Source organism: Aquibacillus albus (assembly GCF_016908325.1).
GTDB classification, from domain to species: domain Bacteria; phylum Bacillota; class Bacilli; order Bacillales; family Amphibacillaceae; genus Aquibacillus_A; species Aquibacillus_A albus.
The window spans coordinates 70,857-84,651 of record NZ_JAFBDR010000011.1 but is presented as its reverse complement, the minus strand read 5'-3'; the positions used below and the strand labels follow the sequence as shown (position 1 = coordinate 84,651).

The window sequence follows — 13,795 nt, the reverse complement described above, 5'->3', positions numbered from 1 at the left end:
TCATGTCATCCTGTCAAGGAAATTACCATTGTCTAACGATCCCATTTCATCCAAGTATTACTCTGCCTCTAGCATGTCTGCAAATAAACCATAGACAAATGCATGTGCATCGAATTGCTGCAAATCTGTTACTTTTTCTCCCAATCCTACAAATTTTACAGGAATATTTAATTCGTTACGAATCGCTAAGACGATTCCACCTTTGGCAGTCCCATCTAATTTCGTTAATACAATTCCTGACACATCGGTTGCTTCTGAGAATGTTTTCGCTTGGCTCATCGCATTTTGTCCAGTTGTAGCATCTAATACAAGTAATACTTCATGTGGAGCCTCAGGAATTTCCCTTTCGATGACACGCTTTACTTTGGACAATTCATTCATTAAGTTAACTTTATTCTGAAGTCTTCCAGCTGTGTCACATAGGAGAACATCTGCCTTTCGAGATTTCGCAGCTTGTACACCATCATAGATGACTGCAGCAGGGTCACTGCCAGCATTATGCTTGATAACTTCTACACCAACACGCTCTCCCCAGACTTCAAGCTGTTCAATTGCTCCCGCCCGGAAAGTATCTCCCGCAGCAAGTATAACCTTTTTCCCCTCTTCCTTAAGCTTATGAGCCATTTTCCCAATGGTTGTTGTCTTACCAACTCCATTGACACCTACAAATAAAATGACTGATAATTGATCTTCCTGCACATTTAGTTCCTCAACTGCTTCGTCATCATCCCCATAATAGATTTCAACTAGTTTTTCAGAAATTACTTCTTTAACTTTCTGAGAATCTTTAATATTTTGGCGTTTCACTTCCATTTTAAGCTCGTCGATTAATTCCATTACGGTTGCTACTCCGACATCTGAAGATATTAATATTTCCTCTAAATCTTCGAAAAAATCCTCATCTACCTTACGATACCGGGCTACAAGATCATTGATTTTACTTGAAAAAGATCCTCTTGTTTTAGCCATACCTTCTTTATATTTTTCTGAAACATCTGTTTCTTGTTCATTCGTAGAAAATTTTTCTTTTAGCTTTTTGAAAAAACTCATCCAATCTTCCTTTCTTACTTATGTCTGAACTAGCTCTGCTGTATCTTCTAGTTTTACGGATACTAAGCGAGAAACTCCAGATTCCTGCATCGTTACACCATACAAGACATCTGCTTCTTCCATGGTACCTTTTCGATGTGTAATAACAATAAATTGCGTGTTTTCACTATAAACCTTTAAATATCTAGCAAAACGATTAACATTAGCTTCATCTAAGGCTGCTTCCACTTCATCTAAAACACAAAACGGAACAGGTCTAATTCTTAATATAGCAAACAATAGTGCAATCGCAGTTAAGGCACGTTCACCACCGGATAATAAACCAAGGTGCTGAAGTTTCTTACCTGGAGGTTGTGCAACAATATCTACACCAGTATTTAAGATATTCGAAGGATCCGTTAATTTTAGTTCAGCTCGGCCTCCACCAAATAACTGTTGAAAAACAAGTGTAAATTCTTCTTTTATTTGGTAGAAAGTTGTTTCGAACCGTCGTTTCATCTCTTCATCCATCTCAGAAATCACACTGTACAATGTATCCTTAGCCTGAATGAGATCGGTCTGTTGTTCTGTTAAAAACTGATATCGCTCCTGAATCCTTTCATATTCATCTATTGCACCGATATTAACAGTGCCTAACTCTTCTATCGAACGTTTTATCAGCTTTACTGCTTGTCTGGTTTTTTCAATATCATTAGCTTTTTCATATTCTTGACTTGCTCTCTCAAAAGTAATCATGTACTCCGTCTGCAAATGATTAAGTCTATTTTCGAGCTCAACATCCAAACGATTGGCTTTTACTTCTTTATCCTGAATTGCTTGCACTGTTGCTTGATGTAAACGATGTTCCTCTTTTAATTCTCTTTCTGTGTCATTCACCAATTGAGTTCGTTTTGCTCTTTCTGCTCGACGTGTCTGAATGCTATGCAATGTTTGATCCTTTTCCTCCTGCTGTTCTGCAAGCTTAGATTCAATATCTTCTTCTGATTGAATATTTTCGTGAAAGGAAAGTATTCCATTCAGTTGATCTTGATTGGCTTGATATGACTGCTGATATTCCTGTAAATTGGCTTCAAGCTGACTTGTCTTTTCTTTTTGATTCTTAAGCTGACTTTCTTGTTCTGCAAACGTTATTTGTAATTGATGGTACGACTCTTCAAGCTCTTTTTGACTTTTTTGAAATGTCGATTGTTGCTCTGATAAATCATCTATTTCCCTTTGAATGGAAGTTAATTGTTGATTCAAGCTTTCTAGTTGCTCACTCAACCCCTTATCCCGTTCCATTAAGCCCGTCAAGTCTTGTTCAAATTGTAGTTTATCCTGATCATACAATTTTAAATTTTCGTTAAGGTGATTGATATTAACTTCTTTTTCCATGACTTTAGAGCGTAAAGATTGCTCTCGTTCATGCTTATCACTGATTTCACTACGATACACTTCTAATCTACTTTCCTTTTGATCCATTGCTTCTTTATGCGCTTTTACTTTTTTCTCAAATTCCTTAGCCTTTTGCTCATAGCTAGATAGCTTTTCCGTAACATCTTTCAAATCTCTTTCTCTTGTAAAAAGTGATTGATTTGTTTTCTTCTGAGCACCACCGGACATTGACCCACCCGGATTTACAACATCTCCTTCCAGCGTGACAACTCGAAACTTTCGCTGCAATTGAACAGCAATTTCATTTGCAGCTCGGAGATCTTTTGCAATCACAATATTCCCTAGCAAATGGTTCATCACATCATGATAAGCACGCTCATATTGAATTAAGTCAGTACCAATACCAACAAAACCCTCATGACGAGTTATCCCAGATAATAAATGCTTGGCAATATATTTTGGCTTCATCGCATTCATCGGTAAGAAAGTAGCTCTGCCTTTATTTGTGCGCTTTAACCAATGAATCACATGACGAGCAACAGTTTCATCCTTAACAACGATGTGCTGTGCTTGTCCGCCAAGCGCAGTTTCTATCGCCGTTATATAAGACGATGGAACATTCAACAGCTCAATAACTGCACCATGAATGCCTTCCAATTCATTCCCATCTCTCGCCTTTAGTACTTCCTTTACTCCTTGAAAGAATCCTTGAAAGTCCTCCTTCATTTCCTCAAGCATTTCTTTTTTTGACTTTAATTTTTCGATATATTGGTACCCTTGGTAGAGCTTTGTTTGTAAATCCTGATACCGTTCCTTATCAGCTTCAATTTCTTGCTTTAGTGTTTGTAATTTATCTTCTGCTTCCACACGAGCTTCATAATCATGCTTCAATTCTTGATTTAGTTGTTGTAACTCATCCTCTAACCTTTCCCGTTCCCCAGTTAATCCTTGAAATTTACTATCTTGGTTTAGCCGCTTTGCTTCAATTTGTGAAAGTTGTTTTTCAATTGTTTGCCTTTCATTTCTCATAGCGGCTTGCTGATTTAAATATTCAATGTATTCGCTTTTCCGTTCCTCAATTTGATCCTGAATATTTTCCTCTGTGGTTGCCATTTTACTTGATAATTCCTCAAGCTTATTCTTCGTTTTATTTCGCATATTCAAATCTTGCTTTAGTTTTTCCTTTTCACTATGAAGATCTTTCTCAACCTTTACGATGCGATCACGTAACACAATACCCTCTTCTTCTAATTTTTGCTTATTTTCTTCAAAATGCTTTAAACGTTCATGAACAAGCTTCTTGTTTCCTTCTAAACTCTCTATCTCTTTCGTAAAAATAAGCAAGGACTCCTGAAGTTCCTCAATTGATTCATCTAATGCCTGAATTTGACTGCGCTCCTGTTCTACATGAGCTTCTTTCTTTTGAATGCCGGTTTTCAATTCAAGCTCATACTGCTTTTCTTCTTCCATTTTTTCTAACAAGGTTTTCCACTGAGAATGAAGCTGTTCAATTTCAGCAATTAATAATGAAATCTCTTGTTCTTTTAGTTGATCCTTTTTTTGCAAGTAATCGGTAGCAACAGCAGCTTGTTCCTTAAGAGGATCTAATTGACTTTCAATTTCATAAATAATATCTTCTACTCGATTGAGGTTTTCTTGTGTTTCAGCAAGTTTATATTCAGCTTTTTCTTTCCTATTTTTATATTTTAAGACACCCGCAGCTTCTTCAAATATTGTTCGACGCTCTTCTGCTTTTGAGCTTAAAATTTCCTCTACTTTTCCTTGACTAATAATCGAGAAGGCTTCTCTACCTAAGCCTGAATCCATGAATAAATCAACAATATCCTTTAAACGACAAGCTTGCTTATTAATTAAAAATTCACTTTCGCCCGAACGATATACTCTTCGTGTTACACTAACCTCGTCATACTCAATTGGTAACGTTTGGTCAGAGTTGTCTAAAGTAAGTGTCACCTCAGCTACATTTAAAGCTTTTCTAGAATCACTTCCTTGGAAAATGATATCTTCCATTTTTGATCCTCGCAGTGACCTAGCAGATTGTTCACCAAGCACCCAGCGAATAGCGTCCGTTATATTACTTTTTCCACTTCCATTTGGACCAACTACTGCTGTTACTCCTGTAACAAAGTCAACAGAAATACGTTCAGCAAATGATTTAAATCCAACTGTATCTAATCGTTTAAGGAACATAATCATTCTCCTATTACCTGACATTTTCTATGTAAAAGAGGTTGTTCACAAGTCACCAAATGACCAACGGCGACTTTTTGAATACGCACTAAAAAATAATAATTTATTATGTATTTTAAAAAAACTTTCAGTTATAGTTTTGCAATTCAACTAATTTATTTTATCATAAAGATAATAGACATAGAAGTATGTGTGCAAAATGCACTAGCAACAAAGCATACTGCAAATAAAATATGAAAAGAAATACTATATTTATAAGGAGTGTTTACATGAGTTTAAATGAACCGACAAAAGAAAACCTAGCATTTATTATTAACGAAATTGCTGATCATTTAAAAGTTGTTAATCGATCAATTATGGATCCGGATGATTATGACTTAGAAAAATATGATGAACTTAAGTCCCTATATGATTTAATTAAACAAAAAGGACAACTTAGTGTTGCGGAAACACAAGCATTTGTTGAAGAGTTAGCTTCTAGCAGAAAGTAAACGCAGTGCTAACTTAAGGCTGATGAACAATAATGATGACAATCTATACAGAAAATATGAAAATAAAAACTGACACCTGCTATTTTAGCGTGTCAGTTTTTATTATTTGTTGCGTCTAATGCTTTTTTAGCTGCGCGTTGTTCCGCCTCTTTTTTAGTTCGTCCGATCCCGGTACCTACTACTTTAGAATTAACCTTCACTTCAGCTACAAATTCGCGGTTATGAGCTGGTCCTCGTTCCTCTACAATTGCATACTCAATGATATTATTTTTGTTTTGTTGTATAACTTCTTGCAATTGACTCTTATAATCCATCGCATGGGAAAAAGCACCTGTATCTATTTTTGGATAAACATATTGCTCTAAAAATGTAATGACGTCACCAAAGCCCTTATCTAAGTATAACGCTCCAATAAACGATTCGAATACATCCGCAAGAAGAGCTGGTCTGTTTCTTCCACCTGTCAATTCCTCACCTTTACCGAGTAAAATGTATTGACCAAAGTCAATATCATTCGCAAAGCTAACTAGTGAAGGTTCACATACAATCGATGCTCGAAGCTTTGTAAGCTCTCCCTCTGCCATTTTTGGATATTCCTTATACAGGTATTGTGAAACACCTAACTCTAAAACCGCGTCACCTAGAAACTCCAGTCTTTCATTATCTTGAGAATATTTTTTACGATGCTCATTCACATAGGATGAATGGGTGAAAGCCTGTTTTAACAAACTTTCATTATTGAATTGAATACCTAGTTTTTGTTGTAATATCGAAAAATCCATGTTTTCACATCCATTCTAGAAAACAGTATGGGGCTATCCCAGAGGATCTGACTTCCTCGTTCTAACTACAACATCCATGAATTTTTTAACCATTAACAGTTGTAATTGAGGAGTCTACTCCTCTTTGGAACAGCCCTTTTCTGTATATAACAATAAAAGCTCTTTTAATTATTTAAAGTAGTGTTACTGATTGCTGTTTATGTAATTTACAGCATCGCCTACCGTTTGAATTTTTTCTGCATCGTCATCAGAAATTTCCATATCAAACTCATCTTCAAGTTCCATTACTAGTTCAACTACATCAAGGGAATCTGCCTCTAAATCGTCTTTAAATGAAGCTTCCATTGTTACTTTTGATTCCTCAACATCTAAGCGATCAACGATTATTTTTTTTATGCGTTCTAAAGTATCTGCCATCGTGACTTCACCCCCTTTCAAAGTTTAAAAAAGCACCCGGACCTGAACAGTCGCCTCCGCTTTATATTAGGCTAGCTGCGGCTCCTAGGTCCTCGGTGATATAAGCAATTCACCTCATGTGTCCTAAAGACCAGGACACTTTACGGTGTCTTGCTTATACACGCGGACCTGAACAGTCGCCTCCGCTTTATATAACTACATTACCATTCCGCCATCAACGTGAATGGTTTGTCCTGTAATATAGTTAGAATCTTCGGATGCTAGAAAACGAACGACACGAGCAACATCTTCAGCCTTTCCTAGCTTAGCCAAAGGAATCATGTCCATTATTCCTGATTGCTGATCTTCAGACAATTTATCTGTCATATCCGTTTCAATGAAACCGGGAGCAATCGCGTTAACTAGTATATTTCTTGAAGCTAATTCCTTTGCTGTTGTTTTTGTTAATCCGATTACACCAGCTTTAGCTGCAACATAATTCGCTTGTCCAGGGTTACCACTAACTCCAACAATAGAAGCAATGTTGATAATTCTACCACTTTTTTGCTTCATCATTTGTCTTGTAACACCTTTGGTACAAAGGAAAACCCCTTTTAAGTTAGTTTGGATGACCTCATCAAATTCTTCTTCTTTCATCCTCATTAACAAATTATCTCTTGTAATACCTGCATTGTTAACGAGAATGTCTAAACTGCCAAATTCATTGACAACCTGTTTAATCATATCTTTTACATCTGTTTCTAATGACACATTAGCTTTAACCTTAATTGCTTCTGAACCTAGCTGTTGTATCTCTTCCACTACGCGCTGCGCTTTATCTTCACTGCCAGCAAAATTAACGGCAACTTTTGCACCTTGTTTTGCTAACTCTAACGCAATCGCTCTACCTATTCCCCTTGATGCCCCAGTAACGAGAGCCACTTTTCCCTGTAACATTAGGATTCCTCCTTATACCATTCAATAAACGTCTGAAGTGAATCAGGATCTTGTATTGTAAAAGTTTTCGTTCTTCGATTAACCTTCTTTACAAGACCAGTTAACACTTTTCCATTACCGATTTCTACAATTGCATCTACATTCTCTTTTAACATATTTTCAATCGTTTCTTCAAATCGAACTGGTGAGTAGAGCTGCTCTACTAATAGTTCAACAATTTTTTCCTTATCGGTTACTGATTGTGCTGTAACATTAGCAAAAACAGGGATGTCAGCATTCGAAATAGTTACATTATGTAATTCACCCGTAAATTGCTCAGCTGCAGGTCTCATTAAGGATGAGTGAAAAGGACCACTTACATTTAAAGGAATTACTTTTTTAGCACCATTATCCTTTAAGTGAGTAGATGCTAGTTCAACTCCTTGTTTAGTTCCAGAAATTACGATTTGACCTGGACAATTCAGATTTGCTATATCTACCACTTCCTCCTTCAAGTCCAATTCACTCAGTACTGCTTCCATTTCATCCTGCTTCATTCCTAATACAGCCGCCATTGCGCCTTTTCCTTTTGGGTATGCTTGTTCCATAAGCTGACCTCTTTTTCTAACCAACGGCAGTGCTTCTTCGATTGATAAAGATCCGGCAGCTACTAATGCACTATACTCACCCAAACTATGCCCTGCAGTCATTACTGGATAAATACCCTGTTTGTTTAGTAAAGCATTTATACTAGCACTTGTTAATAATAAAGCAGGTTGTGCATTCTCTGTATTTGTCAGCTCTTCATTAGGACCGTTAAACATTAAGTCTGTCAAGCTTATACCCAATGTGTCATCTGCCTTATCAAAAGTTTCCTTAACTTCAGGAAAAGTGTCATACATTGCTTGTCCCATACCTACCGCCTGCGAACCTTGTCCCGGAAAGATAAACGCTACCTTCTTCATGCTATTCCTCCTCTTGTGCCAAATCCATTTGATCAACCGTCTCTTGTATCGTTCCAGTTACATTATATTCAACCATATGACAGGCTTGCTTTATTGCATTGTATATTGCTCGGCTGTTAGAAGAACCATGCGCTTTAATAACAGGAGCTGCTAGGCCAAACAAACCGGCTCCGCCATATTCCGAATAGTCTAATTGATTTTTTAAGCCTTTTAAATCTGATTTAATTAATCCTGCAGCTAGCTTTGTTTTAAAAGAAGACATTAATGTTCCTTTAATCATTGAAAATAGATGTAAAGCAGTTCCCTCAATTGTTTTTAATGCAATATTGCCACTGAATCCATCTGTTACGACAACATCTGCGGCTCCATCAAGCAGATCACGAGCTTCCACATTTCCTACAAATTGAATCGGCCCTTCCTTCAACAATTGGTAAGCTTTTTTAGTTAAATCATTCCCCTTGCCTTCTTCCGTACCGACATTTAATAATCCAACCCTTGGGGAAGAAATTCCTCTCACCTTTTGACTATAAACGTTCCCCATGATGGCGTATTGAAGTAAATGCTGAGCTTTAGCATCCACATTCGCCCCAACATCTAGTAATAAAAAACCTTTTCCATCCTTTGTCGGTAATGTCGGACTTAAAGCAGGCCGATCAATTCCTTTTATTCTACCGACAATGAAAAGACCTGCACTCATTAATGCTCCTGTGTTTCCTGCTGAAATACAAGCATCAGCGCGGTTTTCTTTTACTTCATTAGCCATTAATACTAACGAAGCATTCTTTTTTCGACGCACTGCTCGAACAGGCTCATCTTCACTAGATATAACTTCTGTTGTATGTATAATATTTATCCTAGGTGAATCCGATAAAAAAGGGTTAATTTTATCTTTGTTACCAATTAATGTAACTTCAAGATCAGAAATAGATTGAACCGCCTCAACCGCACCTAAAACTATTTCTTTCGGTGCATGATCTCCACCCATGGCATCAACCGCTATTTTCATTGCTTAATCTCCTTTTTGTTCATTTGAACGAAACATTTCAAATAATCCTGAAAATACTTTTTCACTATCTACATAACTTTCTACTTGAACACTCGTCCTATCTTTTCGGTTCGTACTTAAAACCTTTGCTTTTGCAACTACACGTTCTCCTTCACTTACTTGTCTGGTAAACTTTATTTCAGCTCCTGCTGTTAAAGCAAGCTCATCATCTATTACAGCCACTGCAAGAGAATTGGCCTGTGCAAATAAATGATGCCCTCTTGCAATTTTATTTCTGGAAAAAACATGTTCATGCCCGATATCTAAAATGGAGATAGCACGATTATCTAGCTCCAAATCTATAATTTCACCAATAACTTCATCAATAGATAATGCCTTTACTTTCTCATTCCATTGGAACGTAGCAACAGACTTAATTCTTTGCCTTAGTTCTGGAATTCCTAGCTCCATACGATCCAACCTAATCGTTTGAATACTTACCCCAAACCGTTTTGCCAATTCTTCATCTGTAATAAACGGCATATCTTCTATTGTTTGTTGTAATAGATGCTGTCTATCTTTTTTACTTCTTTTCATTGTATACACCGTCCATTTACATCTTAATCAGTTGATTAAAGAATGTTTTGGTCAAAGTAAGACATCACAAATTATTATTACAAGTAATTATGACTAGGTACTAATAGTAATATATAATACGTCATGAAATTATGCAAGTTTCTACTTAATCTAAAGCATCCCCGTTTAACTGTTCATCTTGTTTTAATAATGCGTGTAACTTTTCATATAATTTATCATGTAGTAATTCTGATTGAATAATGGATTGTGCATCCCTTCTCGCTGTCTCTAACGCCCGATAGTCATGTACTACATCTGCAACTTTGAAGTCAGGTAACCCGCTTTGTTTTTTCCCAAAAAAATCACCAGGTCCCCTTAGCTGTAGATCTTGTTCAGATAATTCAAAACCATTCGTTGTTTCAGTCATGATTCGCATTCTTTCTTTTCCAACTTCCCCTTTAGGATCAGCTACTAAAATACAATAACTTTGTGCGTCACCTCTACCAACTCTCCCCCTTAACTGATGCAACTGGGAAAGACCAAACCTTTCTGCATCATAGATAACCATCACGGTTGCATTGGGAATGTTGACACCTACCTCAACGACTGTTGTTGAAACGAGTACCTGAATTTCGTTCATTGAAAATTGATGCATGACTTCTTCCTTTTCGTCTACGTGTAACCTCCCATGCATTAAACCAACCTTTATTTCAGGTTCATAATAGGTTTGTAGTTGATGATATAAATCCACAGCATTTTGGATATCCAGCTTATCTGATTCTTCAATTAAAGGACAAATAACATAAGCCTGATACCCTTGTTGAACTTCCCTTTTTATGAATGTTAAAACTCTATCTAACATGTTATCCTTTACCCAATACGTTTCAACTTCCTTTCTTCCACTAGGCATTTCATCAATTTGTGAAACATCCATATCGCCGAACGTAGTAATTGCAAGTGTCCTTGGTATTGGTGTTGCAGTCATAAATAATACATCTGGATATAGCCCTTTTTCTCTTAATGTTCGACGTTGTCTCACCCCAAATCGGTGTTGTTCATCTACAACTACCATTCCTAAATCAGAAAAAACAACCTCATCCTGGATAAGAGCGTGTGTACCGATCACCAAGTCAACATCGTGAGCATGGATTTTAGACAAAATATCCTTTCTATTTTTTCCTTTAATAGAACCAGTTAATAAAGCAACAGATGCATACCCTTCGAACATCTCTTTTAACGACTGATAATGTTGTTCCGCTAATATTTCTGTTGGCACCATTAAAGCACCTTGTTTTCCACAGGTGATAGACGCATATAAACTAATGGCTGCAACTGCAGTCTTTCCAGAACCTACATCTCCTTGTAAAAGACGGTTCATTCGGTTTGGCGACTTCATATCCACCAATATTTCATCTAATGATCGCTGTTGTGCACCAGTTAATGTAAACGGCAATTTTTTAATAAAAGTACTCAATTTTTGCTCATCATAGTTTTGACTATTACCAATAGTTGCTTCTTTTTTTCGTTTTTTCATCCATTGCATTTTTAACTGAAATAACAAAAATTCCTCGTAAATGAACCTTCGCTTAGCATGCTTCAATATCTGAAAGTTAGTAGGAAAATGCATTTGTCTTAACGCATCTTCTCTATTCGGCAACTTATAATTCATCAAATACGTATCTGGTAATATTTCTTCAACGTAGTTTCCGTACAACTGGATAGCTGTCTTCACTAATTTAACAAATTGTTTATTTGTGACATTTCCTTTTAATGAATAGATAGGTTGAATCGCATCCTGACTTTTAGCACGGCCTTTTTTATAATTACTAACTGTTATTTGAAGACGATGCTGATCCCACTTTCCAGTTAACGTCACAATATCTCCGGGGTGTAACTGTTTTTTGGCAAAAGGTCTGTTAAACATAATCCCCTTTACCACCATGTGTTCTACTTGAAGACTGATGACTAGTCTCGACTTTTTCCTGCCATAAAAAGTTAAGGAAGGATTTCCGATAACCTCTCCTTCAATTGTCACCTTTTCATCATGTACCAATTCATGCAAGGGCTTTATTTGATAATTATCATATCTATTAGGAAAATAAAAAAGTAGGTCTTCTATCGAATGAATATTCATTTCGATCAATGCTTCTTCGAGTTTCTCCCCTACTCCTTTAATGTTAATAACTGATTCATTCAACAATCTTCTCACTCTTTCTCCACATGAATTCCGTATATTTTAGAAGTTAATGCTCGTCCTGTTGGAGTAGCAGCTAATCCGCCCTCTGCTGTTTCTTTTAACGTAGTTGGCATCGTCCGACCAATACGAAACATTGCACCAATAACTTCATCGCACGGAATTCTACTAGTAATACCTGCTAGTGCCATATCAGCAGATACAATAGCATTAGATGCACCTGCAGCATTCCGTTTCACACAGGGGACTTCGACCAGTCCAGCTACTGGATCACAAACAAGCCCCAACATGTTCTTTAATGTGATTGCGAATGCTTCCGCGCTCTGCTGAGGAGTTCCACCAACGATTTCAACAACTGCAGCAGAGGCCATTGCAGCAGCAGACCCTACTTCCGCCTGACAACCACCTGCAGCACCAGAAATGGATGCGTTATTCGCTACCACATAACCAAATGCACCTGCCGTAAATAAGAAACGAACCATTTGTTCTCTAGTAGGATTTATCTTTTCTTTTACAGCAAACAGTGCTCCTGGAACACAACCTGCACTTCCTGCTGTTGGAGTTGCGCAAATCGTTCCCATCGCAGCATTTACTTCGTTTGTAGCTACAGCCTTACTAACTGCATCAAGGAGCAAATGACCAGAAAGAGGATTTTGTTCTTTCATATATTTTTGTAACAATACTGCATCTCCTCCGGTAAGTCCAGATCGTGATTTGACTCCTTTCAGACCATCTTCCACTGCTTTTTCCATAACAGATAAATTATTTTCCATCTGTTCTATGACTTTTTCTCTAGACTTTTCTGAAATATCCATTTCTTGTTGAATCATTACTTCTGAAATCGAGGTATTTCTTTTATCGGTAATATTAATTAGTTCCGCAACATTACGAAAAATTGTTACCACTCCTTATATATTGGCTCACGACTTTTTTTAGCATATATGTATTAATCAACAATTTTAGCTATTTGCAATATATGATCTGCGCGTTCTAATTCCCTAAGAATAGAATCATCAACATTCTGGTCAACCTCCATCACCATCATTGCCTCTTCACCTACATCTTTTCGAGCAACTTCCATTCTACCAATATTAATTTGGTACTTTGCCAAAATATGAGTAACTGATGCAATTGCTCCAAATCGGTCATTGTGTAAAGCCAAAATGGCTGGATGATTCCCTGATAAATGAAGTTCAAAACCATTTAGCTCGGTAATTTCTACTTTACCTCCACCTATAGAAATCCCAACTAACTCTAATTCACTCTTTTCATTTCCAATCTTTATTCTTGCAGTATTTGGATGTTCTGTTGAGGCCTCATCTTCATGAAAACGAATGTTCAAACCATTTTTCTCTGCTATTTCTAATGCGTTAGAAATTCTTTTATCATCAGTGGAATATCCTAGTAAACCTCCTACTATTGCAACATCAGTACCATGTCCTTTATAGGTTTTGGCAAATGAACCGTATAAATATATCTCTGCCCAAGTTGGTTCTTGACCAAAAAGTGTTCGTGCAGCTCTACCGAGTCTAGCTGCACCTGCTGTGTGTGAACTAGACGGTCCTATCATTACTGGACCGATGATATCAAAAACGGATTTATACTTCATCTCTACACCACCAATTATTACATTCTACTAATAGTATAACGTTTGACTATTTAAAAAAGAAAGTAAAGTAATTGGATAGTACTAGATTACTTTACAATAACTCCCATCTTTCACATGGTCTGATAACGCATATAAAAAAATTGCTTATATAAGAGGCGTAGGGCAGTCGACTCCTGCGGGAAAAGCAACAGCTGAAAATCCCGCAGGAAGTGGTTTTCTTCCGAGG

General features: G+C 37.0%; 12 protein-coding genes. 1 reads left to right on the top strand and 11 read right to left on the bottom strand.

The genetic code is table 11. The annotated features are described in order from the left end of the window. Window positions 1-57 precede the first annotated feature (57 nt). On the bottom strand, window positions 58-1,050 hold the full coding sequence (gene ftsY, locus JOC48_RS11180) for a signal recognition particle-docking protein FtsY (RefSeq protein WP_204499712.1): 993 nt from the start codon (window positions 1,048-1,050) through the stop codon (window positions 58-60). A gap of 18 nt (window positions 1,051-1,068) precedes the next feature. Further along, complete coding sequence (gene smc / locus JOC48_RS11175; RefSeq protein ID WP_204499710.1) at window positions 1,069-4,635, bottom strand: chromosome segregation protein SMC; 3,567 nt, start codon at window positions 4,633-4,635, stop codon at window positions 1,069-1,071. A 269-nt stretch (window positions 4,636-4,904) separates the two neighbouring features. On the opposite strand from smc, the gene JOC48_RS11170 reads away from it, so the two are divergent. Beyond that, window positions 4,905-5,126 carry a DUF1128 domain-containing protein gene (locus JOC48_RS11170; protein ID WP_204499707.1) on the top strand — a complete coding sequence of 74 codons (222 nt, stop codon included), beginning with the start codon at window positions 4,905-4,907 and terminating at the stop codon, window positions 5,124-5,126. Window positions 5,127-5,218: 92 nt separating this feature from the next. Here JOC48_RS11170 and rnc read toward each other — a convergent pair whose 3' ends face one another. From rnc to sdaAB, 9 genes are all read right to left on the bottom strand, one after another. Continuing rightward, window positions 5,219-5,908, bottom strand: coding sequence for a ribonuclease III (gene rnc, locus JOC48_RS11165; RefSeq protein WP_204499705.1), 690 nt, complete (start codon window positions 5,906-5,908; stop codon window positions 5,219-5,221). Window positions 5,909-6,091: 183 nt separating this feature from the next. Further along, window positions 6,092-6,325 (bottom strand): acyl carrier protein, encoded by a 234-nt coding sequence (locus JOC48_RS11160; RefSeq protein WP_204499702.1) that lies wholly within the window; start codon window positions 6,323-6,325, stop codon window positions 6,092-6,094. 195 nt (window positions 6,326-6,520) lie between these two features. After that, on the bottom strand, window positions 6,521-7,261 hold the full coding sequence (gene fabG, locus JOC48_RS11155) for a 3-oxoacyl-[acyl-carrier-protein] reductase (protein WP_204499699.1): 741 nt from the start codon (window positions 7,259-7,261) through the stop codon (window positions 6,521-6,523). Further along, window positions 7,261-8,205 carry an ACP S-malonyltransferase gene (fabD, locus tag JOC48_RS11150; RefSeq protein ID WP_204499697.1) on the bottom strand — a complete coding sequence of 315 codons (945 nt, stop codon included), beginning with the start codon at window positions 8,203-8,205 and terminating at the stop codon, window positions 7,261-7,263. The genes fabG and fabD overlap by 1 nt, the downstream gene beginning before the upstream one ends. 1 nt (window position 8,206) lies before the next feature. After that, complete coding sequence (gene plsX, locus JOC48_RS11145; protein WP_204499695.1) at window positions 8,207-9,211, bottom strand: phosphate acyltransferase PlsX; 1,005 nt, start codon at window positions 9,209-9,211, stop codon at window positions 8,207-8,209. Window positions 9,212-9,214: 3 nt separating this feature from the next. Beyond that, window positions 9,215-9,787 carry a transcription factor FapR gene (gene fapR / locus JOC48_RS11140; protein WP_204499692.1) on the bottom strand — a complete coding sequence of 191 codons (573 nt, stop codon included), beginning with the start codon at window positions 9,785-9,787 and terminating at the stop codon, window positions 9,215-9,217. Between the two features lie 145 nt (window positions 9,788-9,932). Continuing rightward, window positions 9,933-11,966: an ATP-dependent DNA helicase RecG gene (recG, locus tag JOC48_RS11135; protein ID WP_204499819.1), complete on the bottom strand. Its 2,034-nt coding sequence runs from the start codon at window positions 11,964-11,966 to the stop codon at window positions 9,933-9,935. A 5-nt stretch (window positions 11,967-11,971) separates the two neighbouring features. Beyond that, window positions 11,972-12,856, bottom strand: a complete 885-nt coding sequence (gene sdaAA, locus JOC48_RS11130; protein ID WP_204499818.1) for an L-serine ammonia-lyase, iron-sulfur-dependent, subunit alpha — start codon at window positions 12,854-12,856, stop codon at window positions 11,972-11,974. Between the two features lie 50 nt (window positions 12,857-12,906). Then, the gene (gene sdaAB / locus JOC48_RS11125) at window positions 12,907-13,569 is read right to left on the bottom strand and encodes an L-serine ammonia-lyase, iron-sulfur-dependent subunit beta (protein WP_204499690.1); all 663 of its coding nucleotides are present in this window, start codon (window positions 13,567-13,569) and stop codon (window positions 12,907-12,909) included. Between the last annotated feature and the right edge of the window lie 226 nt (window positions 13,570-13,795).

Bases quoted from the DNA above. Each gene is read 5' to 3' on its own strand.
- JOC48_RS11160 (WP_204499702.1), bottom strand. From the start codon at position 6,325: ATGGCAGATACTTTAGAACGCATAAAAAAAATAATCGTTGATCGCTTA.
- fapR (WP_204499692.1), bottom strand. From the start codon at position 9,787: ATGAAAAGAAGTAAAAAAGATAGACAGCATCTATTACAACAAACAATA.
- rnc (WP_204499705.1), bottom strand. From the start codon at position 5,908: ATGGATTTTTCGATATTACAACAAAAACTAGGTATTCAATTCAATAAT.
- JOC48_RS11170 (WP_204499707.1), top strand. From the start codon at position 4,905: ATGAGTTTAAATGAACCGACAAAAGAAAACCTAGCATTTATTATTAAC.
- sdaAB (WP_204499690.1), bottom strand. From the start codon at position 13,569: ATGAAGTATAAATCCGTTTTTGATATCATCGGTCCAGTAATGATAGGA.
- ftsY (WP_204499712.1), bottom strand. From the start codon at position 1,050: ATGAGTTTTTTCAAAAAGCTAAAAGAAAAATTTTCTACGAATGAACAA.
- fabG (WP_204499699.1), bottom strand. From the start codon at position 7,261: ATGTTACAGGGAAAAGTGGCTCTCGTTACTGGGGCATCAAGGGGAATA.
- smc (WP_204499710.1), bottom strand. From the start codon at position 4,635: ATGTTCCTTAAACGATTAGATACAGTTGGATTTAAATCATTTGCTGAA.
- fabD (WP_204499697.1), bottom strand. From the start codon at position 8,205: ATGAAGAAGGTAGCGTTTATCTTTCCGGGACAAGGTTCGCAGGCGGTA.
- plsX (WP_204499695.1), bottom strand. From the start codon at position 9,211: ATGAAAATAGCGGTTGATGCCATGGGTGGAGATCATGCACCGAAAGAA.